At 66.1% G+C, this 24382-nt stretch carries 27 protein-coding genes; 22 read left to right on the top strand and 5 right to left on the bottom strand.

Annotated features, from left to right (window positions below; translation table 11 throughout):
• Positions 1-5: 5 nt before the first annotated feature.
• Positions 6-1325 carry a deoxyribodipyrimidine photo-lyase gene (locus U1E26_02885; GenBank protein MDZ4168590.1) on the bottom strand — a complete coding sequence of 440 codons (1320 nt, stop codon included), beginning with the start codon at positions 1323-1325 and terminating at the stop codon, positions 6-8.
• A gap of 119 nt (positions 1326-1444) precedes the next feature.
• On the opposite strand from U1E26_02885, the gene U1E26_02880 reads away from it, so the two are divergent.
• The 7 genes from U1E26_02880 to U1E26_02850 all read left to right on the top strand — a co-directional run bounded on the left by U1E26_02880 (position 1445) and on the right by U1E26_02850 (position 8645).
• The gene (locus U1E26_02880) at positions 1445-2398 is read left to right on the top strand and encodes a DUF523 domain-containing protein (protein MDZ4168589.1); all 954 of its coding nucleotides are present in this window, start codon (positions 1445-1447) and stop codon (positions 2396-2398) included.
• A 131-nt stretch (positions 2399-2529) separates the two neighbouring features.
• Positions 2530-4332: an Ig-like domain-containing protein gene (locus U1E26_02875; GenBank protein MDZ4168588.1), complete on the top strand. Its 1803-nt coding sequence runs from the start codon at positions 2530-2532 to the stop codon at positions 4330-4332.
• A 34-nt stretch (positions 4333-4366) separates the two neighbouring features.
• Positions 4367-5053: an ATP-binding cassette domain-containing protein gene (locus U1E26_02870; protein MDZ4168587.1), complete on the top strand. Its 687-nt coding sequence runs from the start codon at positions 4367-4369 to the stop codon at positions 5051-5053.
• Positions 5050-5859, top strand: a complete 810-nt coding sequence (gene fetB, locus U1E26_02865; protein MDZ4168586.1) for an iron export ABC transporter permease subunit FetB — start codon at positions 5050-5052, stop codon at positions 5857-5859. The genes U1E26_02870 and fetB overlap by 4 nt, the downstream gene beginning before the upstream one ends.
• Positions 5849-6217: a hypothetical protein gene (locus U1E26_02860; GenBank protein ID MDZ4168585.1), complete on the top strand. Its 369-nt coding sequence runs from the start codon at positions 5849-5851 to the stop codon at positions 6215-6217. Before fetB ends, U1E26_02860 begins: the two co-directional genes overlap by 11 nt.
• A 156-nt stretch (positions 6218-6373) precedes the next feature.
• Entirely contained in the window at positions 6374-7381 is a 1008-nt protein-coding gene (locus tag U1E26_02855; GenBank protein MDZ4168584.1) for a polyprenyl synthetase family protein, read from the top strand.
• A gap of 61 nt (positions 7382-7442) precedes the next feature.
• On the top strand, positions 7443-8645 hold the full coding sequence (locus U1E26_02850) for an FprA family A-type flavoprotein (GenBank protein MDZ4168583.1): 1203 nt from the start codon (positions 7443-7445) through the stop codon (positions 8643-8645).
• 10 nt (positions 8646-8655) lie between these two features.
• Here the strand turns inward: U1E26_02850 and U1E26_02845 are convergent, their stop codons facing one another.
• The 4 genes from U1E26_02845 to U1E26_02830 are packed head-to-tail and all read right to left on the bottom strand — an operon-like array spanning position 8656 to position 11696.
• Positions 8656-9534, bottom strand: a complete 879-nt coding sequence (locus U1E26_02845; protein MDZ4168582.1) for an ABC transporter ATP-binding protein — start codon at positions 9532-9534, stop codon at positions 8656-8658.
• Positions 9534-10331: an energy-coupling factor transporter transmembrane component T gene (locus tag U1E26_02840; GenBank protein MDZ4168581.1), complete on the bottom strand. Its 798-nt coding sequence runs from the start codon at positions 10329-10331 to the stop codon at positions 9534-9536. The genes U1E26_02845 and U1E26_02840 overlap by 1 nt, the downstream gene beginning before the upstream one ends.
• A gap of 1 nt (position 10332) precedes the next feature.
• A complete protein-coding gene (locus tag U1E26_02835; GenBank protein ID MDZ4168580.1) occupies positions 10333-11256 on the bottom strand; it encodes an energy-coupling factor ABC transporter permease in 924 nt (307 codons plus the stop codon).
• Between the two features lie 2 nt (positions 11257-11258).
• Positions 11259-11696 carry a transcriptional repressor gene (locus U1E26_02830; protein ID MDZ4168579.1) on the bottom strand — a complete coding sequence of 146 codons (438 nt, stop codon included), beginning with the start codon at positions 11694-11696 and terminating at the stop codon, positions 11259-11261.
• A gap of 160 nt (positions 11697-11856) precedes the next feature.
• Between U1E26_02830 and U1E26_02825 the strand changes: the two genes are divergently transcribed.
• The 15 genes from U1E26_02825 to U1E26_02755 all read left to right on the top strand — a co-directional run.
• Positions 11857-12753 (top strand): selenium metabolism-associated LysR family transcriptional regulator, encoded by an 897-nt coding sequence (locus U1E26_02825; GenBank protein ID MDZ4168578.1) that lies wholly within the window; start codon positions 11857-11859, stop codon positions 12751-12753.
• A gap of 140 nt (positions 12754-12893) precedes the next feature.
• Positions 12894-14300, top strand: a complete 1407-nt coding sequence (fdhD, locus tag U1E26_02820; GenBank protein ID MDZ4168577.1) for a formate dehydrogenase accessory sulfurtransferase FdhD — start codon at positions 12894-12896, stop codon at positions 14298-14300.
• Positions 14297-15553 carry a gephyrin-like molybdotransferase Glp gene (gene glp, locus U1E26_02815; GenBank protein ID MDZ4168576.1) on the top strand — a complete coding sequence of 419 codons (1257 nt, stop codon included), beginning with the start codon at positions 14297-14299 and terminating at the stop codon, positions 15551-15553. The genes fdhD and glp overlap by 4 nt, the downstream gene beginning before the upstream one ends.
• On the top strand, positions 15550-15768 hold the full coding sequence (locus U1E26_02810) for a hypothetical protein (protein ID MDZ4168575.1): 219 nt from the start codon (positions 15550-15552) through the stop codon (positions 15766-15768). The genes glp and U1E26_02810 overlap by 4 nt, the downstream gene beginning before the upstream one ends.
• Position 15769: 1 nt before the next feature.
• Entirely contained in the window at positions 15770-16324 is a 555-nt protein-coding gene (mobB, locus tag U1E26_02805) for a molybdopterin-guanine dinucleotide biosynthesis protein B (protein MDZ4168574.1), read from the top strand.
• On the top strand, positions 16314-17339 hold the full coding sequence (gene moaA / locus U1E26_02800) for a GTP 3',8-cyclase MoaA (GenBank protein MDZ4168573.1): 1026 nt from the start codon (positions 16314-16316) through the stop codon (positions 17337-17339). Before mobB ends, moaA begins: the two co-directional genes overlap by 11 nt.
• Before the next feature lie 4 nt (positions 17340-17343).
• Entirely contained in the window at positions 17344-17844 is a 501-nt protein-coding gene (gene moaC / locus U1E26_02795; GenBank protein MDZ4168572.1) for a cyclic pyranopterin monophosphate synthase MoaC, read from the top strand.
• Positions 17844-18428 carry an MOSC domain-containing protein gene (locus tag U1E26_02790; protein MDZ4168571.1) on the top strand — a complete coding sequence of 195 codons (585 nt, stop codon included), beginning with the start codon at positions 17844-17846 and terminating at the stop codon, positions 18426-18428. Before moaC ends, U1E26_02790 begins: the two co-directional genes overlap by 1 nt.
• Positions 18421-18906, top strand: coding sequence for a MogA/MoaB family molybdenum cofactor biosynthesis protein (locus U1E26_02785; GenBank protein MDZ4168570.1), 486 nt, complete (start codon positions 18421-18423; stop codon positions 18904-18906). The genes U1E26_02790 and U1E26_02785 overlap by 8 nt, the downstream gene beginning before the upstream one ends.
• 3 nt (positions 18907-18909) lie before the next feature.
• Positions 18910-20085, top strand: coding sequence for an aminotransferase class V-fold PLP-dependent enzyme (locus U1E26_02780; GenBank protein ID MDZ4168569.1), 1176 nt, complete (start codon positions 18910-18912; stop codon positions 20083-20085).
• Positions 20082-20327, top strand: coding sequence for a DUF3343 domain-containing protein (locus U1E26_02775; GenBank protein ID MDZ4168568.1), 246 nt, complete (start codon positions 20082-20084; stop codon positions 20325-20327). Before U1E26_02780 ends, U1E26_02775 begins: the two co-directional genes overlap by 4 nt.
• A 173-nt stretch (positions 20328-20500) precedes the next feature.
• Positions 20501-21349 carry a cytochrome b/b6 domain-containing protein gene (locus U1E26_02770; GenBank protein ID MDZ4168567.1) on the top strand — a complete coding sequence of 283 codons (849 nt, stop codon included), beginning with the start codon at positions 20501-20503 and terminating at the stop codon, positions 21347-21349.
• Between the two features lie 12 nt (positions 21350-21361).
• Positions 21362-22387: a multiheme c-type cytochrome gene (locus U1E26_02765; GenBank protein ID MDZ4168566.1), complete on the top strand. Its 1026-nt coding sequence runs from the start codon at positions 21362-21364 to the stop codon at positions 22385-22387.
• Positions 22388-22446: 59 nt separating this feature from the next.
• Entirely contained in the window at positions 22447-23751 is a 1305-nt protein-coding gene (locus U1E26_02760; protein ID MDZ4168565.1) for a hypothetical protein, read from the top strand.
• 31 nt (positions 23752-23782) lie between these two features.
• Positions 23783-24382 (top strand): hypothetical protein (locus U1E26_02755; GenBank protein ID MDZ4168564.1); only part of this gene is annotated, 600 nt, incomplete at its 3' end.

Here is a 24382-nt window from a genome sequence, read left to right as displayed (position 1 = left end):
TGCACTCAGCCGCTCTTCGTCGCTGACAGCGCGGCGAGGGCGCGAGCTCGCGCCGCCGCGTGGTCGACGATAGGCGGCGGGTACGCGTTCGTTCCCGCTTCGGGCACCCAGCGCCCGACGTAGGCCCCGTTCGCGTCGAACCTCGACGCCTGCAGCGAGGGGTTGAAGATGCGGAAGTAGGGCGCCGCATCCGCGCCCGATCCCGCCACCCACTGCCAGTTGAAGACGTTTGATGCGGGATCGAAATCCACGAGGTGGTCCCGAAAGTACGCCTCGCCCGTCTGCCACGGCACGAGGAGATCCTTGACGAGGAACGAGCTGCACACCAGACGCACGCGGTTGTGAATCCAACCGGTTGCCGCCAGCTGCCGCATGCCCGCATCAACCAGCGGGAAGCCGGTCCGTCCCTCGGCCCACGCGGCCAGACCCTCCGGGTCATCGCGCCACGGGAACCGTTCGAACTCCGGGCGCAACGGCAGCCGTACTGAGTCCGGATTGGCGTGCAGGACGTGTGAGGCGAACTCTCGCCACGCCAGTTGACGGACGAATGGCTCGGCATCCTCCCCGTGAGCCGCGACCGCGAAGGCGATCTGGCGCGGCGAGATCTCGCCGAACGCCAGATGGGGTGACAGCTCGCTCGTCCCACGGATGGCGGGCAGGTCTCGTGAGGTCCCGTACGCCGCCAACGCGTCGTCCGCGAACGCCGCCATCCGCGCCTGCGCCCCGTCTTCGCCGGGCGTCCACCAGGCGCATACGTCAGGCGATGGGACCGTCGGCACTCCTGATGTCGGCGGCGTGGAGCGCGGCATCACCGCAGGTGCGGGCAGGACCGCAGGCGCCGGCAACGGTGCCACCGCACGCCATGTCCCGAGCCACGCACGGCAAAACGGGGTGAACACGCGAAAAGGGGCCCCGCCAGCCGTGAGAACGGTGCCGGGCGCAGCGAGCATCTGACCCTCGCTCACGCGCAGCGCGACTCCTTGGGCGGCGAGCGCCTCTGCCACATGACGCTCTTCTATCAGCCCCTCCGGCGTCCAGTCCCGCGTGCAGTGCACCGCCCGCGCCCCACACGAGGCGACCAGCTCGGCAAGCTCGCGGTCAGGATGGCCGCTGCGAATCACCAGTGCCGACCCCCGCGATCGCAGTGAACGATCGAGCGAGTCGAGGGAGTGTGCCAGCCACGCACGAGCCGCTAAGCCGCCCGGGGAGCGCTCTCCGTGCACGTAGACGGGCACCACCACGGCGTCATCCTGCAGCGCAGCAGTGAGCGATTCATTGTCGGCCAGACGTAGGTCGCGGCGGAACCACACGATGCGCACGCGCACATCCGTTCTGCTCGGAAAGGAGCTCTCTCGTCGTCTCCTTGTTCCCCAAGACGCCGGACTCGTCGTCCAGCTGAAGGGTATCAACTGTCCTAAAACCTCCGACGATGACGGGACGCACCGTGCCTGAGATCATCACGAGTAAGGTCGCACTAGGCATCAGTGCCTGCATCTACAACTGCCCGGTCCGCTACAACGGGCACGCATTCGATGCGCTCAAGCTGCTCGGGCGCGAGAAGGCGGACTTCGTCTGGTCGCCTGTTTGCCCCGAGTGCCTCGCGGGCCTTGGCGTTCCCCGGACACCGATTCATCTCACGGGAACCGGCCAGGAAGTCCTCGCTGGCACTGCCCGGGTGAAGGATCGGCGAGGGCACGACCGTACCGAGGAGGTCATCGAGGGGAGCCGCGCGGCGATCGCCTGCCTCGAGCGTGCGGGCGTCGAAGCGTTCATCGCCAAAGAGGCCTCGCCCACGTGCGGACTGTACAAAGCCCGGGTGGGAAAGCGCAGGACTGAGACCAGCGGCGGTTCGGGCGTGTTCGGCGCGCTCCTGCTTGAGAAGGGGTGGTTCCTCATCCCCGACTCGGGACTCTCGAACTCGTTGTCTTGGTGGGACTGGCGTCGCCGTCTACATGCGTGGCTGTGGCTCAGCCGTCGCGCCACGGACAGCCCCCGTGATCTCTACGACGCGTGGCATGTCCTCAAGTTCATCGTGCAAGAGACCGACCGCCCCTTCGCCGATACCGTTGGGCGGAGGTTGGCCGCGCTACCCAAGCATCCGGCCGCCGAGGAGCTGGCGGCGATTCGCGCTGACATCCTCGACGCGCTGCGCCGACCTTCGACAAAACCCCGCATTCGGGCAGCGGCTTGGAAGACCTACGCCCATGCGCGTAAGAAGGGGCGGCTTGCGAGCGTCGATACGCATGGACTGGATATGACGGCGCCCGGAGAGCGCGCTGATGTTGAGCGTGTTGCCGCGGAACTGGTACTCATGGAGCGCGTGAGTTTCGAGAACGACCTGCTCTTCGGTACCTCGCCCGTGGTCCGGCGGGACGCACGGCGGGTGGCCGCGCAGTGACCGGTTGCGCACGACGGCACGGAGTTCGCACGGTGTGCCGATGGTAGGATTGCTTTCGTCCGTCTCCCCGGACAGGGGATGGGCATGCGTTCAACAGAAGGCTCCGATGAGTGGGTAAGGTGGAACGAGTGATGAAGAGAGTGCGCATTCTCCTGATACTGGCTGTCGTCTGTGCGCTGGCGCTGCCGGCGATACCGGCGTCAGCGGCGGTACAGATCGAGTCAGCCGCGTTCACGAGCCCGACTGAGGGCTACATCGGCGGCGGCTACACCACGGCTAGCGGTGCGCGCGTGGGGCTTGTCTCGCGGACTGGTGATGGCGGGGTCACGTGGCGCGCGACCCGTATCCCATCGGCCTGGGTCACGGACCTCGATGTTGCAGGCTCAAGCCTATGGGCGGTTGCGTCCTACTCGCGCTATCTGTGGCGAAGCTCCGACAGTGCCGTCACGTGGGCACGCGGGAGCGCGGCCACACCCCTCGACTCACGCCTCAACGCGACGATGCGACTTGCCAACGGGCGGATCGTCGTCGGAGGATCTCACGCAGCGACCGTGCTGACTGACAACAGGCCCCACGGGCGCGTCGCATTCATCGGGACGACCGACAACAGCGGCGCTACGTGGGACCGCCGCTATGAGGGCCCGCTCTACTTCGGCTCCGCCGACAGCGACCTCGACCCGCCCACTGAGGCCGCGTTCGCCGGGCTCGCAAAGAGTCCCTCCGGCACGACGCTGTGGGCCGCCGGAAACGAGTGGGCTAGGGGCGGCACCAGCCTTACGTACAAGCAGCGCCTCGTCGCCAAAAGCACCGATGGCGGCAGCACGTGGACGCTCGTGCCGAAGCTTCCCTTGCACAGCCCTCAGCGCATCATGACCAGCGTCATCGCGCCCTCGGAGAACACCGTGTTCGTCTTCGGTGAGAACCGTCAGTACCTGCGTACCACCGACGGAGGCGCTTCGTGGAGCGCGCTCCAGTTGCCCGCCCTGGCCGGCGCGCGCGAAGTCAACGTCCGCGCCGCCGACGCGCTCGACGCCAACCACATCGTGGTTGCCGGCGACCTCAAGAAGACCGTCACGGGCCCGCTCACCGGCATGGTGGCCTACACATCTGACGGCGGTACCACGTGGACGTATCACGAGTTCCCCGACGTGCCATCGCTACGCGCAGTCTCGATGGGCTCGGCGACACAGTGGTTCGTCACCGGCGGAAACGAGGTTCTCCTGCGGACCGCTGACGGTGGCGCGACATGGACGGGACAGCGGGGACCGAGTGTTCCGACCGTCACCATGAAATCGCCCGTCGCCAAGTTCACGGTGAAGGCCGCACCTGTCTCCATCTCGGGTACGGCGACCGACGTCGGCGTCGGCGTGACGGGCGTGGATGTGCGCATCAGGCGCGCGGACGCCAAGCACTGGAACGGCGCCTCTTGGGTATCGAGTGAGACGTGGCTTTCGGCCACCACCACCGACAATTGGGGCACGTGGTCGTACGAATGGATGCCTGACGCGGCCACGATAACCTCTCGGATGGCGGTCACGGTCAGCGTGATCGCGCTCGACGGGTGCGGCAACCGCTCAGCCGGCAAGACGGTCGTCTCGGCCGGCAAAGTCAGGGCCGCCGTCGGCACGCCGGGCGGGGTCCCCTCGATAGCTGTGCGCAACCGCACCTACACGGTGTCGGGCACCTTGTCTCCCCGCCACGCAATCGGTTCGCGCCCGATACGCATCGTCGCGCAACGCTGGGAGCGCAAGTCGAACGGCACGTACGCGTGGACCACGCGCAGAAATGTCAGCGGCGCCATAGGCCGCGACTACCGCTACCGGGCACGGATGGCGCTCCCGTACGCGGGTAAGTGGCGCCTGTATGCCTACCATCCGGCGGACACGCTCCACATCACAAGCTACAGCGGCTACCGCTCGGTCACCGTTCGCTGACGCAGCGGCGTCACAGTCGGGTAGCATGGCGTTCATGGACGACGTCACTGTTCCCGCGCGCCTCGAGGCCCGTAACCTGACCGCTTCGCTTCCGGGCGACGGCGGTCCGGTGCGCGTCTTCGCCGGCGTGAGCCTTCATGTCGCAGGCGGTGAGATCGTCGACATCGCCGGTCCAAGTGGCGGCGGCAAGACGACGCTCCTCAGGGCGCTCGCGCGGCTGCTTCCCGACGCGGGCGGCGCTATGCTGCTTGACGGGGAGCCCTCGGCAGCCATCAGCGCACAGCGCTGGCGATCGCTCGTGGCGCTGCTGCCCCAGAAGCCGGCCATCGCGCCCGCCGATCTTGCGACGAACCTGACCCTGCCTTGGCAGCTCAAGGTTGAGCGCGTCAGCCCACGGCCGACCGCATCCGATCTTGAAGAGGCGCTCGCCGAGGTCGGCCTCGATTCGATTCCGCTTGACCGGGACGCCCTGCGGCTGTCGGTTGGTCAGCAGGCACGGGTGGCTCTGCTGCGTGTCCTTCTGACGAAGCCGCTGGTGCTGCTTCTCGACGAGCCCGATGCGGCGCTCGATCCCGAAAGCGCCGATGCCCTCGCCCTCGCGCTCACGCGGGTCGCGGCCACCGGCACCGGGATACTGCGCGTCCGACACCGGACGAGCGACGGGCTTGCCGCGCGCAGACTCGTGCTTGACTCGGGCGTGCTGACCGAGGTGCAGCCGTGAGCGGCGACACCGGCGTCATCGTCATCGGTTGGACCGAGCTCGCGCTGGCCACGCTGTTCATGCTGTTCACCGGCGGCCTGGCCATGGCGCTTCAGCTGGGGCTCACGAAGAGCCTGTGGATAGCCACGTTGCGCACCTACCTGCAGCTGCTCGCCCTGGGCCTTGTTCTCAACTGGGTCTTTGCCGTAGACGAACCCCTGATCGTGTTCGCCATCATTACCGTGATGACCGCGGTGGCCGCGCAGGCTATCGTGAAACGCGCGCCGCAGGCCCCGCGTGGCACCTACCTCAGCGCATGGTTCGCGATGGCGCTCCCCGCCTTCATCATCACCTTCGCGGTCACCGGGCTCATAATCCACGTCGAGCCGTGGTACCTGCCGCGCTACGTGATTCCCATCGCCGGCATGATCATCGGCAACTCGATGAACGGCATCGCGCTGGCCCTTGAGCGCTCGTTTGCCGACATGGACTCCCGCGAGAACGAGATTCTTGCCCTGACCGCCCTCGGTGCCACGCCGTGGGAGGCCGCGCGCGAATCGGTACGTACGGCGCTTCGGGCGGGCATGATTCCCGGTATCAACATGCTCTCGACGGTAGGTATCGTGTTCATCCCCGGGATGATGGCCGGGCAGGTGCTGGCAGGAGCGGACCCGCTTGTCGCGGCTCCCTATCAGATCGTCGTCATGATGATGGTTGCCACCGCCGACGTGCTCGGCTCCACGATCGTGGTGCTGCTCACGTTCCGTCGACGGTTCACACCCGAAGGCATCTTCCTTGAGAAGGGACTCAGGCCGCATGCTCGCTAATCCATGGATTCGACTGACGAACAACTGGCTCCACGACGTCTCGAGCGGCTTGTGGGCGGCGTGCGTGCTGGTGATCTGGGTGCTGCAGCAGCAGAAGGAGGCACTCGGGGCTTCAGCGGGACCGGAGTTCGTGGGTGCCCTGCTCGATGTTCAGTGGATCATCTTCTGGTTGCTTGTTGCCGCGCTGGTGGTCATCGCGCTGACTGGTGGCGTTCGCCTCGCCTACTGGCGAGCGCAGACGCCGCCCGAGGAGATGGGAGCGAAGCGGCCGGCGCTCATCGGCAAGCACATCGTGTTCCTCGTGGTCTACGGTGGCGGCACCGTCTGGGCGTACCTGCTGTTCACGGCAGGTACGTGAGGGGCGGTTGCTCCCGGCTCTGATACCATTACCGCGCTCGACTCCGGGTCGCATGGCGTGTGGGTATCTGTGCGATCCGAGGCGGGAGATGCTCACGGGTTCGCGAGACGACACTCGTGCGCAGGAAGAGTATGGTCGCGTGTGGAACGGAGAGGCATGACGGGGTTCGAACTACATCTGAAGCGCAGCGCGAAGAGCATCGATGCGTATCTCGCCACGTTCTTCATCGACGGGACGCACCCCGACATGGCGCGCTACCTCTACGGCCCGCTGGCCGCCTTCAGCGCGAACGCCGGCAAGCGCCACAGGCCCCTGATCTGTCTGCTCGCCTGTGAAGCGGTCGGCGGAGACCCCGACAAGGCGCGCGCCTCCGCGGCTGCCGTCGAGCACTTTCACACCGCCGCCCTGATCCACGATGACATCGAGGACTCTTCGCTCACCCGGCGCGGCGAGCCGTGTCTGCATGTGCGCGAGGGTGACGGCCTGGCCATCAACGCCGGCGATCTCGCCCTGTCGCTTGTGACGGGCGCCGTAGTCCACGACCCGGCGCTCGATGATGCGACGAAGCTGCGCGTGCTCCAGGAGCTCGTGGACATGACCACGCGCACGATCGAGGGTCAGGCCCTCGATATCGGGTGGGCGCGCGATGGGCGTTTCGACCTCACCATCGACGACTACCTCCTGATGGCCAACCACAAGACCGCCTACTACTCGGGGGCGGTGCCGCTTGCCATCGGTGCCATCGTCGGTGGTGGCTCCCCGACGCAGGTCGAGGCGTTGCGCGCCTTCGGCATGGCGGCCGGCCTCGCGTTCCAGATTCAGGACGACACCCTGAACCTCGTGGGCAAGCGCGAATCGGTGGGCAAGGACTTCCGCAGCGACATCACCGAGGGCAAACGCACCCTCGTAGCCATCCATGCGCTCCAGAACTCACCGGACCGTGACCGATTGCTCGCCATACTGTCAGCGCGCGAGACTGACGAGGGCGTGCTTGAAGAAGCTGTGAGCATCATGCGAGGCGCAGGCTCGGTCGACTACGCGAACGACTACGCGCGGAATCTCGTCCTGGCGGCGCAGCGCGACCTTGATGCGGCGCTGTCGAAGAGCCGGGCGAAAGGGCTGCTGTTGTCGATGGCTGACTTCTTCATCAAGCGGGCCAGCTAGCTAGTACCGCTCGTTACGGGTAGAACCTACGGGTAAGCCCCTGCACCCAAGGAGGACCTCAATGAACGCTGTCCCCGTCACCGACTCGATCCACTGGGTTGGAGCTATCGACTGGAACCTGCGCGATTTCCATGGCTTCGAGACCCCGCGCGGTTCGACCTACAACGCCTACCTCGCGGTCGGGGCCGACAAGGTCGCGCTCGTGGACACGGTCAAGGTACCGTTCGTTCCTGAGTTGCTCCAGAGGGTCGCCAGTGTCGTTGCGCTCGACAAGATCGACTACATCGTGGTCAACCACGTCGAGCCTGATCACAACGGCGGCCTGCGCCTGGTGATGCAGGCGTGTCCCAACGCCAAGGTCGTGGCCAGCGCGGGTGGCGTCCGGGGTGTGGCCGAGTACCACGGCTCTGACCTCCAGCTCACGGCGGTGGGTCCGGACGACTCGCTCGATCTGGGGGGGCTGACGCTGCGGTTCATGCCGATGCCCATGGTGCATTGGCCCGACTCCATGTTCACGTACTGCCCTGAGCAGTTCTGCCTTATGCCCAACGACGCGTTCGGACAGCACCTGGCGTCGTCTTCTCGCTTCGCCGACGAGGTAGGCCTCGCACTGGCTGTCGAGGAACTCATCACCTACTACGCGAACATCCTCATGCCGCTCGGGCCCCAGGTAGCCAAGGCTATCGAGAAGGTCGTGGCGGCCGGCTGGGTGTGCAAGACGATCGCCCCGAGCCACGGAGTGATCTGGCGCGAGCGCGACATCGCGACCCTGCTGGACACGTACGGGCGATGCACCTCGGGCGACACCTACGACAAGCTCGTCGTCGCGTACGGGACGATGTGGGGGTCGACCGACATCCTGGCCCGCGAGATCGCCGACGGTGCGATCGGTGTCGGGTGTGAGGTCAAGTTGTTCGACGTGGCGTCGACACCTTACGCGCACATCACGAGGCACGTCTTCGACGGGCGGGCACTGCTGCTCGGTTCTCCGACGCTGCATCATGGGATGCTCTACCGGCCGGCGGGCTATCTGCAGTACCTTGCCGGCCTGAAGCCCAAGGACAAGGCGGTGGGTGCGTTCGGCTCGTACGGGTGGTCCAGTGGCGCGACGAAGCAGATTGCGGCTCGTTTCGACGAGATGGGGCTTGAGATGCCGTTCGGCGATTTCACCTGCAAGTACGCGCCGTCCGCTGACGAGCTCGCGGGCGCACGCGCCTGGGGGGAGCAGTTCGGACGACTGGTCATCGAGCGCGGCAAGCTCTAGGAGCGCAGCTTCAGGCGTCGCGCCGGGCCGCCCAGTCGGCCAGCACCGAAGCCGCCTCCGCCACCCCGAGCTGGGGCGGGGGAGCGGAAGGATCGAGATCCCTCAGCCGAGCGAAAAGATCGGCCAGTATCGGTGGCCGGATGTTTGATCGCGCGATGTCGTCGGCGTGCGCGAAGACTTCCGCGGGCGTGCCTTCGATGGCGATCTCGCCGCCCGGCTTGAGCACGTAGCAGTAGTCGGCAAGCTCGTGGACGCTGTCGATGTCGTGGGTCGTCATGACCACCGTGACATCCTGCTCAGCTGCCATCCGCCGAATCAGGGCCACCAGCTCCTCGCGTGCCTTCGGGTCGAGACCCTCGAAGGGCTCATCGAGCACGAGCAGCTCCGGCTCCATCACAAGCGCGCCGGCGAGCGCGACCTTGCGCTTCTCGCCGCCCGACAGGTTGTGCGGCACGCGGTCCGCAAGCGCTTCGATTCCGAGCAGCTTCAAAGCTCGGTGCGCGCTTGCCATGACCTCCGCCTCGGGGAGCCCGTACTGGCGCGGGGAGAACGCCACGTCGTCGATGACGGTCGGTGCCAGTATCTGTTCGTCGACGTTCTGGAGCACCACTCCTATGCGGCGCCTGATCGCAGCCCACTCGGTGGCCGGATCTTCCCCGAAGACTCGCACGGATCCTTCGCGGCTCCGGAGCAGACCGAGGATGTGGTAGAGCATCGTCGTCTTGCCGCTTCCGTTCGGACCGAGCAGCACGGTTCGGGCGCCTCGGGCCGCAACGAAGTCGAGCCCGCACAGATGGACACTCGTGCCATCTTCGTAGCTGTGACGGATGCAGCTCACCCGGACGATGTCGTCAGGTGAGACAGCCGGGTGGTCGTGGAGGTGGTCCATCATTCTCCCTTTCGGAGCAGTAGCGTCAGCCCGAGTGCAGCAAGTGCCGGTAGTACGACGATCCACGAGTAGGGGTTGAGCGCGGAGGATTCGACGCGCCATGCGGTGCTTGCTCCAAGCAGCACGACCGAGCCGATCACCAAGGTCACATCGGCCTTGCGGCTCCGGCTGCGAAAGGGCGTGATACGCAGGGCGCCCTCGTAGCCACGGATGCGCATGATGTCGTAGTCGCGTTGTGCGAGGTCGACCGAGTACAGCAGCAGTCCGCCCACGGCGGCCGCTGTCACGCGGATCGAGCGCACGGCGCTCTTGCCGCGGAGTCCCGCCCTGAGCCTGATCGCCCGCAGCAGATTGGAGAACTTCTCGGCAAGGATGAAGATCGCGCGGTACGTCATGAGCAGCGCATCGCCCACGATTCCGGGCATGACGCGCTGGATCGGTGCGAACACCTGGGGGTACGGGGTCGTCAGTACCACGAGAACCGCCGCAAGCGCCGAGGTGACTGCTTTGACAACGATCACGGTGGCGGTCATGAGGTCCGGCGCCGAGGCGAAGGCGAACACGAGCGCAAAGACCGCTGGGTACGCCGCCAGGCCAAGGGCCAGACGCAGTTTGACGCGACCCCACAGCGCCGCAGCCAGCAGGCTGAGGAAGATCGCTGCCAGGACGAGGATGTTCCAGCTCACGAGGGTCGCTGCGAGCACGAGCCCCAGTGCGGCCAGCTTCACGCGCGGACTGGCGGCTCTGAGCGGTCCGGTGCCCGAGGTGGCCGAGCGATCGATCGCGCTCACGTCCACGCTAGTTCACCGTCCCCTCGTCGCCCGGTGGCCTGCCGCCCGAACGGGCCCAGCGACCGCCCCACATGAGGCCTGGTCGCACGCGAGACACGTAGCCGAGCACCCAGGCGGTCAGCAGCCCTTCGAGCACCCACCCGATGGGGCCCAGTGTGTAGACGACGAGGGCGAAGCGTCTGACGGCATCCTCTTCGTGGGAATCGGATGCGAGCGCCTCGTGCTCGGCCTCGTGTTCGTGCTCGGCTTCGTGCCCCGCCTCCTCGTGCTCGCCCTCGGCTGCGTGCTCACCCTCGTGCCCCGTATCCTCGCCCCCGTGGTCCTCACCCTCGTGCTCGTGGCCGCCGGCGAACAGGCCCAAAGTGAACACGCCTTCGGCGAACGGGTTCTCAAACCTCAGCGTAGAGGGGTCGAGCGCTCCGGATTCGCGCGCCGATGCCCCGACTCCGCCCAGGGCGACGATGCCCACGAGCATGGTGGTGGTTGCAGCCAAGGCCAGAACCGTCGCGACGAAGGCGACCGGCCGCACGCGTGCGCGGCCGAAGATAGCTATCAGTCCCCGGAACAGCGCCCAGCCCAGCAGCATCTCGGCGGCGATCACCACCGTGTTCAGCCCGAGAACCGTCACGCCGCCGTGGCCCAGCAGGGCCAAGACGACTTCGACGATGAATGCCGCGATGATGCTCAGCACAGGTCCAAGCAGGACTCCACCGATGACGGTGAGGTTCACGTGATAGGCGATCGGGATGATCTCGCTCGACATCGCCACGAGCATCAAAGCGGACACAACGGCCAGCAAGGGCACACGCCGCCTGATGTCCGCACGCTCGGCGATGACCCCTGCGGCAACGACCGCAACGATCGCCACCAGCCAGCCCAGTCCCCACAGCCACAGGGGCAGCACGCCATCGGGGATGTGCAGGTGCGACATCGCTACGACCCCTGTCTCGCCGTGCACTGGGGGCACAGCCCGTACATCGTCACTTCATGACGCGTGATGACGAAGCCCGACTCGGCAGCGCTTCTCAGGGTGCTATCGAGGGGGCACGCGGTGTGGGCGACGTGTCCGCATGAGTCACAGACGATGTGGTGATGGTGTGACGGAGCCGTGCAGCGGGCGAACAGCGCATGACCGTCTCGCTCGCCGACGCGTGCGACAAAGCCGCTGGCCTCCATCGCCGACACGGCCCGATAGACCGTGGCGGTCGCTCCTGAGGCGGAATCGACGTGACGTACCCGAGTTGCCAACTCGTCAACCGTGAAGGCGCCCTGAAACCCGACGACGGCGCTCGCGATGGTGCGGCGCGGCGCTGTCACCCGCCGACCGGCGTAGGCGGTGCGCACTAGGCTGCGACTGGAATCGTGCGGCACGGGATGCGGGTCTCCCTAGGCTCGTAATGAGAATCATTCTCATGAGACTGACGCTCTGCACGCTACCACAGCGCCGGCACGACGGGAATGCTCGTCGTCCAAGCGTCCATCGGAAAGATGCGATATCGTGGAAAGGGTCCGACCCTGCGTGGAGGGCCACATGAACGTTCAGCAGCTCAAGACCTTCATCACCGTCGTGGAGCACGGTTCGTTCTCTGAGGCCGCTCGCGCCTTGGGCGTCTCGCAGCCGGCCGTGACCATGCAGGTGCAGTCGCTGGAGAGCGACGTGGGTGCCACCCTGCTCGACCGTCGCTACCGCCGCGTCGACCTCACTGAGGCCGGTCGAACCCTGCTGCCGCATGCGCGGCACGTCTTGGAGCAGATTGGCGCGGCGCGCGACGAGATCGATGCGCTGTCAGGGGTCATATCGGGTCGGCTTGTCATCGCCGCGAGCACGACGCCGGGCGTCTACATCATCCCGCGCCTCCTTGGCGCGTTCGTCACCACACACCCCGAGGTGGGCGTCACCATCATGGTCCACGACACGGCCGAAGTAATCGAAGCGGTCGAGTCCGGGCATGCCGACATCGGCATCACCGGCGCGACGGTCCGTGGAGCGCGCGTCGCGTTCGAAGAAGTCGGTGCCGACGAACTGGTCCTGATCTGTGCACCGGACAGTCCGCTCGCGCAACGCAAGAATCTGCCTCTGGCCGAGCTCGCGGACGAGCCGTGGGTGTTGCGCGAGTCCGGCTCGGGAACGCGGCAGGTGGCGGAGCGGCTCGCGACAGACCACGGGCTCGACCCTGATGAGCTGAGAGTCGTGGTCGAGCTTGGCACCGGCGAGGCGATCGTCTCGGCGGTTGAGGGCGGACTCGGCATCTCCATACTGAGCCGGCACGTGGCCGCCAAGGCGCTTGCGCTCGGTACGATATGCGAAGTGGACGCGCTGGGTCTCCCGGCGACGCGGCCCTTGCATCTGGTACTGCCTCGACGCTCGCCATCACGCGCCGCTGAGGCGTTCCACGAGTACCTTCAGGAAGCGTTCGCCCGACAGTGACGACCGCAGGCGACCTTCGTCGTGCCTGCTGACGGCCGTCGGCATGATGCGCGGACGCGTGGCGGCGTATAGTGGTGTTCTTCGCCTCGGCCGGCAATACCGGGGCGGGTAAGCAGACGAGATTGGGTAAGGGTATCGACGTGACGTCGAACGAGAACACACGCCTTCCCGTGACCGCGGCCGTTCTGGCCGGCGGCCGAAGCATGCGCATGGGCGTGGACAAGACCCTGCTCTCCTTCGACGGCCGGACTCTGGTAGCGCGAGTCTGCGATGCGGTGGGCGAGGTGTGCGAAGCCACCGTCGTGGTGACGAACCGCCCCGAATCGATACTCGATGTGGGTTTGCCCGCCGACGTGGTCATCCTGCGCGACGAAGTGGCCTACCAAGGGCCGCTGGGCGGTCTGGTCACGGCGATGGACAACGCTGACACCGAGTGGGTCCTAGCCGTGGCTGCCGACATGCCCCACCTCGAGCCCGACCTGATCCGGGCACTGTGGGAGGCGCGCGACGCCGGCGACGTCGTTGTGCCGGTCTCCGAGAAGGGTCCGGAGCCGTTGCTCGCGCTGTACCGTGTGCCGGCATGCGCTCAGCCTGCACGGGATGTGCTGGCGACGGGTCGTCGTCGACTCGTCGCGCTGTTCCCCCAGGTCACGGTGGTGGAGGTGCCGCTGGAGGCACTGCGCGCGGCCGACCCGGACCTGCGCTCGCTCGTCAACGTGAACACGCCGGCGGACCTCGCAGAGGCGCGCGAAGCAATCGAGCCGCATGGCGGCTTCGTCCAGCATGTCCGCTGCGAACTCACGCCGACCCGCGCGATGCCCAGCGAGCGGCCCATCACCATCCACTTGAACGACATCGAAGTGGCCACCACGCAAGCGACGCCGCGCGATCTCGAGGAGCTCGCGGTCGGCTTCCTCATCGCCGAAGGACTGCTCACCGATCGCGAAGCGCTTCTGAGCATCGACGCGGATGCCAAGCGCGGGCTTGTGTGGGTCACGAGCGAAGAAGAGGTGCCGGACGACCTCGCCAGCCGCACGCGCTACATCACGAGCGGTTGTGGCAAGGGCGTCACGTTCGCCTCGCTCGGACACACCCGGGGCCTGGATCCGGTCGTCTCGACGCTTGCCGTCACGGCCGACGAGGTCTACGGGCTTGTCGGCGAGATGGCCAAGGCGGCTGACGCCTACCGCGACACCGGGGGCACTCACGCATGCGGCCTCGCCAGGCTTGGGGTGCTCGAGTACGTTCGGGAAGACGTGGGTCGCCACAACGCCTTGGACAAGCTGCTGGGACGTGCATGGCTTGACCGGGTGCCCCTGGGCGACGCGGTGCTCATCTCGACGGGGCGCATCTCCTACGAGATGTCGGTCAAGGCAGCCAAGGCCCGTGTGCCCATCGTGGTCTCACGTAGCGCGGTGACCGATCTGGCCGCAGAGGTCGCCGACTCGCTCAACATCACGTTGGCGGGGTACGCACGCGGCGGCCGTCTTGCCGTCTACACGCATCCCGAGCGTATCCTCGACGAGTGTGCAGGAGGTGGCCAATGACCGATACCATGACCGTGGAGCAGGCCCGCAAGCTCGTCTTCGAGCGCGTCGTGCTCATGCCTGTCGAGCGCGTCAGCCTACTCGACGCTGTGGGCCGAGTGCTTGCCGTCGAAGCCGTGAGCGATGTCGACGTCGCGCCGTTCGACAACTCCGCTATGGACGGCTTCGCGCTCCGCGCTGCCGATACCGTCGGGGCGGCCGAGCACAGCCCGGTGCTTCTCGACGTGGTGGCACACATCGCTGCAGGCGATGATGTCGCGGGGATCGAGGTGGGTCCGGGACAGGCGGCGCGCATCATGACCGGCGCGTCGATGCCCCAGGGCGCGGACGCGGTCGTCATGGTCGAGCTCACTCACCCCGAGCGTGGCGATGGCGGCATCGCCTCCGTCGTCGCCTTCTTGCACCAGGCCGCTGCCGGCGATCACGTCCGCTATCGCGGCGAGGAGGTCCGAGCAGGCGATGTCGTGCTTGAGGCGGGCCAGGTCCTCGGCCCGGCCGCCATCGGGCTCTTGGCATCTACAGGGCACGCGGAGGTAGCCGTGTACCGCAGGCCCCGGGTCGCCGTGGTCTCGACCGGCTCAGAGCTCGTCGAAGTGGCCGAGAAGCCCGGCCCGGGGAAGATCCGCAACTCCAACAGCTACTCGATCGCTGCCCAAGTGCTCGCGGCCGGTGCCGTACCGATCCGGTATCCGATCGTCCCTGACGAGGTGCAGGCCACCCGCGCCGCATTCGAGCAAGCGGCCGACGAGTGCGACTTCATCGTCACGAGCGGGGGTGTGTCGGTGGGCGACTTCGACTACGTCAAGCCCGTGCTCCAAGAACTCGGCGACCTCACGTTCTGCAAGGTCAAGATGCGTCCGGGAAACCCGCAGACGCTCGGTGCGATTCGGGGGGTGCCGTTCTTCGGTCTTCCCGGTAATCCGACATCGACCTACGTCGGTTTCGAGGTCTTCGTGCGCCCGGCACTGCGCGCCATGCAGGGCCTCACTGCGCTCGACCGTCCGGTCACCGATGCGCTGCTGGCCCACGACGTCAAGAAGAAGCAGGACCGACGCTACTACCTGCGCGGGCGCGTCGAGCGTGATCCGTCGGGGGGCTACACCGCCTCGCTATCGGGCAGCCAGTCCTCCGCGCTCCTGAGCGCCGCGCACCGCGGCAACTGCTTCGTCGTTCTACCTGAAGGTGAAGGTTTCTTCGCTGCGGGCACGCCGGTGGCGTGCATGCGGCTCGACATCGAGGAGGGCACGCCATGAGCGAAAACGGTCCCAAGGAACTCGACCCGCGCTGGGTCGACCAGGTCACCGATGAGATCAAGGCCGCGGTCGCGGACAAGGCGGTCGACGGGAAGGTCACCTGCCCGGTGCTGCGCAAGTACGCCGAGGACGCAGGCATCCCGTACAAAGTCGCCGGAGCTGCGGCCGATCTGCAGGGGATCAAGGTCCACAACTGCGACTTGGGATGCTTCTAGCGTGACGCCGCTGCGTGACATCCCGGTCGTTTCGATCGTCGGAAAGGGCGACTCGGGGAAGACCACCTTCCTCGAGAAGCTGATACGTGAGCTCGTGACCCGTGGCTATGGTGTCGCGACGGTGAAGCATCACGTGCACGACTACGACATCGACACGCCCGGCAAAGACTCCTGGCGGCACGCGCGCGCGGGCGCGGTCACCACCATGGTCTCCAGCCCCGCGAAGTTCAGCATGGTCACCGCGGTCGAGCGTGAGCTGACGTTGCCCGAGCTGGCGCGCTTGGCAGCCGATTCCGGGTGCGACATCTTGCTCACCGAGGGCTACAAGCGAGAGGGCGTGAACCGCATCGAGGTGTCCAGGCGGGCCCGCTCCGAAGAGCTCGTCTGCGCGGCGGGCGAGGCGCTCGCCTTGGTCACCGACAACGCCGAGGTAGCTTCGGGCCGGGCGTCGGTCTTCGCCCTCGACGACGCGGACGGGGTCGCAGACCTCATCGTCGCGCGGTTCCTGACCCCGCCGGGCGCAGAAGGCTTGGAGGTGGACAAGCATGGCGACTGACTCTCATGGCCGCCGGATCGACTATCTGCGCGTCAGCCTCACCGACCGATGCAACCTCAGATGCCGCTACTGTATGCCCGAAGCGGGCGTCGTGTGGAAGCCTCACAGCGAGATCCTCACGTACGAGGAGATCGTGCGGTTCGCTCGCATCGCCGTTGAGCAGGGCATCAGCAAGATCAGGCTCACCGGGGGCGAGCCGCTCGTTCGCGGTGGCGTCGTCGATTTCGTCGAGCAACTGATGGCGCTGCCCGGGATTGAGTCGGTGGCGATGACCACGAACGGCACGCTGCTGCCGCGTTTCGCAGACCAGCTCTTCGCCGCCGGGCTGCGTCGCGTCAATATCAGCCTCGACTCGCTCGACCCCTCGGTGTTCGCCGAGATCACCCGAGGTGGCCGACTGGACGAGGTGCTGGAGGGGATAGACGCGGCGTTTCGGGCCGGATTCGATCCCGTCAAGCTCAACGTCGTCGTCGTTCGCTCGCTCAACCAAGACCTGTGCGAGTTCGCCCGCTTGACCTTTGACAAGCCCCTGCACGTGCGCTTCATCGAGTACATGCCGGTTGGGGATGCCGAAGAGGGCAGCGGATGCAGCACCGAAACCACCGATGGGTGGACGCGGGCAGACTCGGTGCCCAGCGAAGAGGTGCTCGACATGCTTGCCCGCGAGGGCCGCGCCGCGGGGCTCGGCGAGCTCGAGCCGATAGCGCGCGACGGTGCGCCCGGCGGATGGGGGCCGGCGCAGTACTTCCGGTTCCCGGGAGCGCAGGGTACCGTCGGTGTCATCTCGCCGCTGTCACATCACTTCTGCGCCGAGTGCAACCGCCTGCGGCTGACCGCCGACGGTCGCTTGCGGCCTTGTTTGTTCTCCGACCATGAGCTCGACGTGCGGACGGCTCTGCGGACGGGCGACGATGAGGCCGTTCGCGAACTCGTCTTAGCTGCACTGCGCGACAAGCCCGAGAGCCACGATATGCGCGTCGGTACCGCGCGCGGTATGTCACAGATAGGAGGATGACCCCATGGGCGATGACCTGCGGCTCACCCATCTTGACGAGAGCGGCAATGCGCACATGGTCGACGTCGCCGGCAAGCCAGTCACGCACCGTCGTGCTGTGGCGAGCGGTTATGTCGAGATGGCGCCCGCCACCTCCCGGCTGATAGCCGAGGGGTCTGCGGCAAAGGGCGACGTCCTGGCGGTGGCGCGGGTTGCCGGCATCATGGCGGCGAAGCGCACAAGCGAGTTGATTCCGCTGTGTCATCCGATCGCACTCACGCACGTTGCTGTCGATCTGAGCGTGGTCTCTTCCGGTCGCCACGGAGTCGCCATCACTGCGACCGCCGAGACCGACGGCCCGACCGGCGTGGAGATGGAGGCGCTCACCGCGGTCTCAGTCGCGGCTCTGACCGTGTATGACATGTGCAAGGCCGTGGACAGGGGAATGACCATCCAAGAAGTGCGGCTTGAGCTCAAAGAGGGCGGCAAGTCAGGCACCTGGACGCGCGAGGAGGTACCAAAGTGATGGCGCCTGAGAGCAGTGCACCCGAGAGAGTCGGCACGGTCGTGTCGATCAACCTCTCTGAGAAGAAGACCATGCGCAAGACGCGTTTCGAGCGCGGCACCCTCGTGCTCGATCGCGGCTTCGAGGACGACGCACATGCAGGCGACTGGCACCGACAGGTGTCGTTGCTCGCGATCGAATCGATAGAGGAGATGCAGGCCAAGGGGCTCGACGTCGGGCCGGGCGACTTCGCAGAGAACATCACCACCAGCGGCGTCGACGTCATGACGCTGCCGGTAGGCTCGGTGATCACGATCGGCGATGCCGTCGTGCTCGAGGTCAGTCAGATCGGCAAGGTCTGCCACAACAAGTGCGCCATCTACTATCAGGCGGGTGACTGCGTGATGCCGCGCGAGGGCATCTTCGCTGTGGTACGCGTGCCGGGAGAGATCGTGGCGGGAGACCGCATAGAAGTGGTAGAACTCGGTGATGGCAGGTGCGATCGTTCGCCGGAGGACTCGCTCGAGACCTCCGAGCAGGTCCGCGCCTCAAACGAGTGCAACAAGCTCGCGAAGGACCGGATCGAGGGGGGCACGGGTGCCTGAGCTCAGAGTCGGCGTACTGACCAGTTCCGATACTCGTTCAAGCGGCGAGGCGGAGGACACGGCCGGCAAGGCCCTCATCGAACTCGTCGAGGCGCGCGGGTGGCTCGTCGTGGCCTACCACGTCTGTCCCGACGACGTGGAGTGCCTCTCGTCGTCTCTCATGGAGATGGCCGACCGTGAGGAGGCCGATGTCGTGATCACCTGCGGTGGCACCGGAATCGGCCCGCGCGATGTGACGCCGGAAGCCACGCGCGCGATCGCCGATCGCGAAGTGCCCGGCATCGCGGAGTTCGTGCGCGCCGAATCGCTTCGTGTGACACCGCGAGCCATGCTCTCTCGGGGTGTCGCGGCGCAGAGAGGCCGGACCCTCATCGTCAACATGCCGGGCTCGGAGAAGGCCGCGCGCGAGACATTCGGCTTCGTGGCCGATCAACTGGAGCACGCGGTCGACATGATGGCCGGCGGGGGGCACCCGTAGCCGATGGCCCCCTCGCCTGAACTTCCGGCCACCGTCTACTTGGATCACGGCGCAACGTCCTGGCCCAAGCCGCCGGAGGTCGCCGAGGCGCTTTCTCGCGCGGTGACCGAGTTCGGAGGCAATCCCGGTCGCGGCGCGTATCGCCTCGCCGTGGAGACGAGCCGAGCCCTCCACACGGCGCGCACCGAGATCGCACGATTCGTAGGCGTCGCGGACTCCAAGAACCTTCTCTTCCAGCCCGGATGCACCCAGGCGATGAACCTGGTGTTGTACGGCCTGCTGTCACCGGGCGACCGCGTCGTCGTCTGCTCCATGGAGCACAACGCCGTGGCCCGGCCGCTGAACGTGCTGGCACAACGCGGTGTGCGCGTGGTCATCGTGGATGCTGACGAGGTCGGCGTTGTCGATCCCGATGCGGTCGACGCGGCGGTGCGAGCGGAGCCGACTCAAGCGGTGGTCTGCCAGCATGCCGGCAACGTGAGCGGTGCTGTTCAGCCGGTTGCCGACCTGTCCGATATCGCGCACGAGCACGGAGCGCTCATGCTCGTCGACGGCGCGCAGGCAGGGGGCCACCTCGACGTCGACCTCGGAGCTCTTGGCGTCGACGCGTGGGCGTGCTCGGGGCACAAGGGGCTTCTCGGGCCCCAGGGCATCGGCCTGCTGTATCTGGCTCCGACCTGCGAGCCGTCCGAGCTGGTCGCAGGGGGTACCGGCGCCGGAGGGAGCGAGGAGCCGATGCAGCCGCGCGTGAGGCCCGACCGTTATGAGGCCGGTACGCCGAACACGCCGGGTATCGTGGGCCTGCACGCGGCGGTGCGCTGGCTTCGCGTCCACGGTGCGCAGCTGCGGGTTGAGGAGGCTCGTCTGATTCGCCGCTTGCACGAAGGGGTGCTTGACCTCGGCGGGTTCAGAGTCCTCGGGCCTGGACCGGGTGAACCACGCGTTCCGATCATCGCCGTCACGCACGACAGTGTGCACGCGGACAAGTTCGCGTTCGCTCTCGATCGCCGATTTGGCATCGCCACGCGCGCGGGGCTTCACTGCGCACCGTGGGCACACCGCACGATGGGGACGCTTGACACAGGAGCGCTTCGGCTCGGCGTGGGGTTCGGCACGACCGATGAGAACGTGGAGGTTGCGATCGAAGCTCTCCGCACGCTGGCGAAGGAGCTCGCGTGAGCACGGCGTCGCCGCGTCACTTCCGCGTGCTCACGTTCGCGTCGACACACGACGCCCTGAGTGCCGAGGCGTTGCTGGATGATCTGGGTTTCGACGTGGTGCCCGTGCCCGCGCCGCCCTCGCTCTCTGCCAACTGCGGAATCGCGTTGAGGGTGGAGCTGTCAGATGCGGATCGCGCCAGCGTCTATTTGGAACGTGCAGGAATCGAGGTCGAGCGAGCCACGGACTTCGAGGACTTCTGAGCGAATGTACGGTCCCTCGCGTTGACGCGCATACCCGCGGACACCTATCCTTGCGTAACTGCTGTTACAAAGCGTTCGTGGCGTGGTGTCCGGACAGCACCGCGACGGACTCGACCACGGTCGGGTGCGGGGCTTGGTCGCACGTAGGGTCTTTCAAAGGGATTGGGGTTACCGTGTTGAGCTTGCTGCAACTCAATGTGTGGCTGGATGCGATCTTCACTAATCTGTATCCAATCATCGTGCTCGCTCTCATGGGGCATTTCATCGGCAACATCCTCACCGGTCGTGCAAAGCGCCGGTTTGGGCGCGAGTGGGCGTGGCCGCACCACGACAGCCATCCGCCGCTCCTGCCGAAGTTCCTGCACTTCACGCATGTCGCGTGCATGTTCATCCTGGGCGCCACGGGCCTCATGATTCGCTTCAATCCGATTTCGCGCGAGACGATGCAGTGGCTCCACTACATCGCCATGATCATCGTCACCATCAACCTCATCTGGCGCCTGTGGTACGCCTTCTCGTCGCGTCAGCGGGACTACCGTGAGTTCGCGATCACCCAGCAAGACATCGTCACGGCGCCCAAGGTCATCCTGTACTACATCTTCGTGAAGCCTTCGAAGCCGCACCTTGGCAAGTACAACGTCATGCAGAAGGGCACCTACACGATCTTCGTGCCACTCTTGATCATCCAGGCGATCACCGGATTCATGCTATGGCGCCTCCAGATACCGATCGCGGACATGAGCTTGCAGGAGCTCTTCGCTGGTCTCATCGGTGCCACCGGCATCTGGTGGACACGCACCATCCACTACGTCATCAACTGGCTCTTCATCATCCTCACAACCATCCATGTCTATCTGTCAGTCACCGAGGACTTCCCGGCGTTCCTCGACTTCTTCGGCTTGGGCGGCTTTGACAAGCGCAGCGCCGCGAAGCACGGTGGTGGGCACGGTGACGATCACGGTGACGATCACGGACATGCGCACGAGCCGGCAACGGCCTACGCATCGGCAGAACACGGGTAGAGAGGTCGTTGGGTGGCACGCCTCCGTACGGGCATAGCGAGCGTTCTGATATTTCTCGCGGTCATCAGTCTTCCGGTGCTGGCGTACGCCGTAACGGCGGCCACGACGGCCACGGCGCCTGAGGGCAGCAAGGCGTACGAGACAGCCGAGAAGATGGTCACTCCGTCTGCGGTCGAGCCGACGAAGACCGCTTCGGCCTCGGCCAAGCCGTCCGCGCCCGTCACGCAGACTTACGATCTGGACTTCACCTTGCCGACCTACGGCAAGTCGGGCTGCCTCGTGTGTCACGGGGATCCGAACCTGGCCAAGATCGGTGTCGAGACGACTTCATCCGTCTACATCGACGTCGAGGTACTCAACGCGTCCGCGCACCAGACCGGAGAGACGCCCTGCACGGGCTGCCATCTCGATTTCGCCTACACTGCGCCGCACAAACAGACCGAGGGCGATTGGGAGATGGCTGCGCGGCTCGCCTGCAAGAACTGCCACAAGGACGCGTTCTCCGCGTACGCCAACGGTATCCACTCCCCGGCGGGTAAGCCGGGTCAGGCTGCGACGCAGACCGCCGCGGCGAGAGAGGCCGAGGGCAAGCCGGAGTTCGTGCCGCTGTGCGGCGACTGTCACGGCGGTCACATGATTCCCTCGATGGATGACACCGCGGCCATGTCGGCGCTGCACCTTTCGGGTGGCCAGATGTGCGGAAGCTGCCACGTCGAGGCGAGCGAATCCTACGATGACTACTATCACGGTGCTGCCTACAAGCGCGGTTCCATGGACGCTCCTTCGTGCTGGGATTGCCACGGCTACCACGAGATCCTCGCCGTCGATGATCGTCGTTCGCCGGTACACGAGAGCCGACTTGCTGAGACGTGCGGTCAGACCGGATGCCACGAGAACGTCGACGAGCAGTTCCTCGAGTACGCACCGCTCACCCATGGTCAGGCGACGTTCAAAGAAGAGGTTGCGATCACTCAGATGAGGAGCCGGATCTTCGAGACCATCAAGCGGGCTTGGCAGGATATTACGGGCAGCGAGTAGAAGTGAGACGGGTCTTACGTTACGCGGGGCGCGGTCCCGCGGGAAGAAAGGGAAAGAACATGGAGTTTCGGTCTCGAGTGCGCCCCGGCAGGCTGCTCGTCGCGATGATCGCAGGCTTGGTGTTCGCTGCGACGATGGGGGCGGGCGCTGCATTCGCGGCCGAGGTGCCCAAGGAGGAGGAGCAGTCCTTCGAGCAACTCTTCCTCGAACTCCAAGATACGCCCGTCTACAAGGACGCCTGCACCAAGACGTGTCACGCCAACCTTGCGAAGACCGACAACTACGCTGCAGCCATCATCTTCAAGCATGGCTACCACCAGCTGGTTCCCTGCTCGTCATGCCATCCTCGCTTCCCGCATCGCGCGGACGCCAAGATCGAGCGTCCGACCATGCAGGGGTGCTTCGAGTGCCACGGACTGCGCCATGGGCCGATGGGGGAGATCGCCACGGGCGCGTGCGAAGACTGCCACGTGACCGCGAAGGAGCGTTTGCGCCCCGCCTTCCACACGTACGACTGGGCGGGCGCACCGCACGTCGAGCCGGCGAATGAGGAGTTCAATACCCGCTGCGCCATGTGTCACACCCCGGAGACCTGCACGGACTGTCATGAAGACGACGACATCGAGTGGGAGCCGGCTTCGTGGGCCTATGACGCTGGCGATGGATGCCTCGCGTGTCACGGCAGCGCGACGCTTAACAAGCAGTCCGGTCTGGGGATGAAGTCATACGCCGTATCCGGCCTGACAGACAGCGCCCACACCGACCTCACCTGCCAGCAGTGTCACCCTGACTACCGCTACGACGACGCGCCCCAGAGTCCGCTGTGGACCATCAACGCAGGCAACGCCTGTAAGGAGTGCCACCGTACCGCTGAGGACGGCAAGTGGAAGGCGACGGTCGAGGAGTACGAGAGGTCGACTCACGCCGAAGCGATCGCCGACGGCAACTACGACTCGGCGACCTGCGCGTCGTGCCATGGTGGCCACTTCATCTACCGACTCGACACGGAGGCGGCGCGCTCGCGCATGCATCTGTCCGCATACCGGGTGTGCGCCCGCTGCAAGCAGCACGGCGATCAGTACGATACGTACGACGACTACTACCACGGCAAGGCGTACAAAGCGGGTAACCCGAGCGCACCTTCGTGCTGGGATTGTCACGGCGATCATGACATCCAGCCCTCGACGGACAAGACCTCTCTGGTATCGCCGGAGAACGTCGGCCCCACCTGCGGGCAAGAGGGGTGCCACAGCGGTAGCGACGAGCAGTTCGGCGAGGTCGCCAGTGAGCTCATCCACTCGAAGGTGAAGGCGCAAGAAGAGAACCCGCTTCTGAATCTGATCGCCAGGATCACGGGACAGTGATCTCGAACCGAAGGAGGCGTGCGGCCAGCGAGTGAAGGCCCGCACCAACATCAGCATTCTTACAGGGGGGGTGGCTGCGATTATCGTCGCAGCCGCCCTTCTGTTCACCGTCGCGCCTTCGTACTCGGGGGCCGCTGACGGCGAGTCGGTCATCGAGACCGCCGAGCCGGTCGAAAAGGCCTCCTGCGCTCCTTGCCACCTCGACTTGGGCGATGTCGACGTCCCCGGACTGGTGTTCGGCCACGGCAACCACCTGCTCATCTCCTGCGACGCGTGCCACTCGCGTATGCCGCACCGCGGTGACAACAACACCGAGCGCGTCCCCATGGAGGTCTGTTTCGCCTGCCACGGCATCAACCACGGCAATCAGGGCGAACTGGCCACAAGCGAGTGCGAGGACTGTCACACCCCCTCGTTTCAGTTGCGCCCGAAGTCCCACTCCGCCGACTGGGCCAAGACGCCGCACGCCGAGGCCTCGGCCTCCTCGGGTGTGAACTCGTGCATGATGTGCCACGACGCCGGGCCGGACTGCGATGCGTGCCACGCCAAGGAGGCGCCCGACGTCGCCAAGATGCCGCCCGTCTATCACACGGTGGTCACCCCGTTGCCCAAGGGCCCCAACGTCCAGATC

It is taken from the genome of Coriobacteriia bacterium (assembly GCA_034370385.1).
Taxonomy (GTDB): domain Bacteria; phylum Actinomycetota; class Coriobacteriia; order Anaerosomatales; family PHET01; genus JAXMKZ01.
Note: the sequence above shows the minus strand (reverse complement) of the source record. Positions and strands in the feature narration are given on the sequence as shown.

Coding starts and splice junctions, on each gene's coding strand:
- U1E26_02875 (MDZ4168588.1), top strand. CDS start 2,530: ATGAAGAGAGTGCGCATTCTCCTGATACTGGCTGTCGTCTGTGCGCTG.
- U1E26_02870 (MDZ4168587.1), top strand. CDS start 4,367: ATGGACGACGTCACTGTTCCCGCGCGCCTCGAGGCCCGTAACCTGACC.
- U1E26_02860 (MDZ4168585.1), top strand. CDS start 5,849: ATGCTCGCTAATCCATGGATTCGACTGACGAACAACTGGCTCCACGAC.
- U1E26_02855 (MDZ4168584.1), top strand. CDS start 6,374: ATGACGGGGTTCGAACTACATCTGAAGCGCAGCGCGAAGAGCATCGAT.
- U1E26_02850 (MDZ4168583.1), top strand. CDS start 7,443: ATGAACGCTGTCCCCGTCACCGACTCGATCCACTGGGTTGGAGCTATC.
- U1E26_02845 (MDZ4168582.1), bottom strand. CDS start 9,534: ATGGACCACCTCCACGACCACCCGGCTGTCTCACCTGACGACATCGTC.
- U1E26_02835 (MDZ4168580.1), bottom strand. CDS start 11,256: ATGTCGCACCTGCACATCCCCGATGGCGTGCTGCCCCTGTGGCTGTGG.
- U1E26_02825 (MDZ4168578.1), top strand. CDS start 11,857: ATGAACGTTCAGCAGCTCAAGACCTTCATCACCGTCGTGGAGCACGGT.
- glp (MDZ4168576.1), top strand. CDS start 14,297: ATGACCGATACCATGACCGTGGAGCAGGCCCGCAAGCTCGTCTTCGAG.
- U1E26_02810 (MDZ4168575.1), top strand. CDS start 15,550: ATGAGCGAAAACGGTCCCAAGGAACTCGACCCGCGCTGGGTCGACCAG.
- moaA (MDZ4168573.1), top strand. CDS start 16,314: ATGGCGACTGACTCTCATGGCCGCCGGATCGACTATCTGCGCGTCAGC.
- moaC (MDZ4168572.1), top strand. CDS start 17,344: ATGGGCGATGACCTGCGGCTCACCCATCTTGACGAGAGCGGCAATGCG.
- U1E26_02790 (MDZ4168571.1), top strand. CDS start 17,844: ATGGCGCCTGAGAGCAGTGCACCCGAGAGAGTCGGCACGGTCGTGTCG.
- U1E26_02780 (MDZ4168569.1), top strand. CDS start 18,910: ATGGCCCCCTCGCCTGAACTTCCGGCCACCGTCTACTTGGATCACGGC.
- U1E26_02760 (MDZ4168565.1), top strand. CDS start 22,447: ATGGAGTTTCGGTCTCGAGTGCGCCCCGGCAGGCTGCTCGTCGCGATG.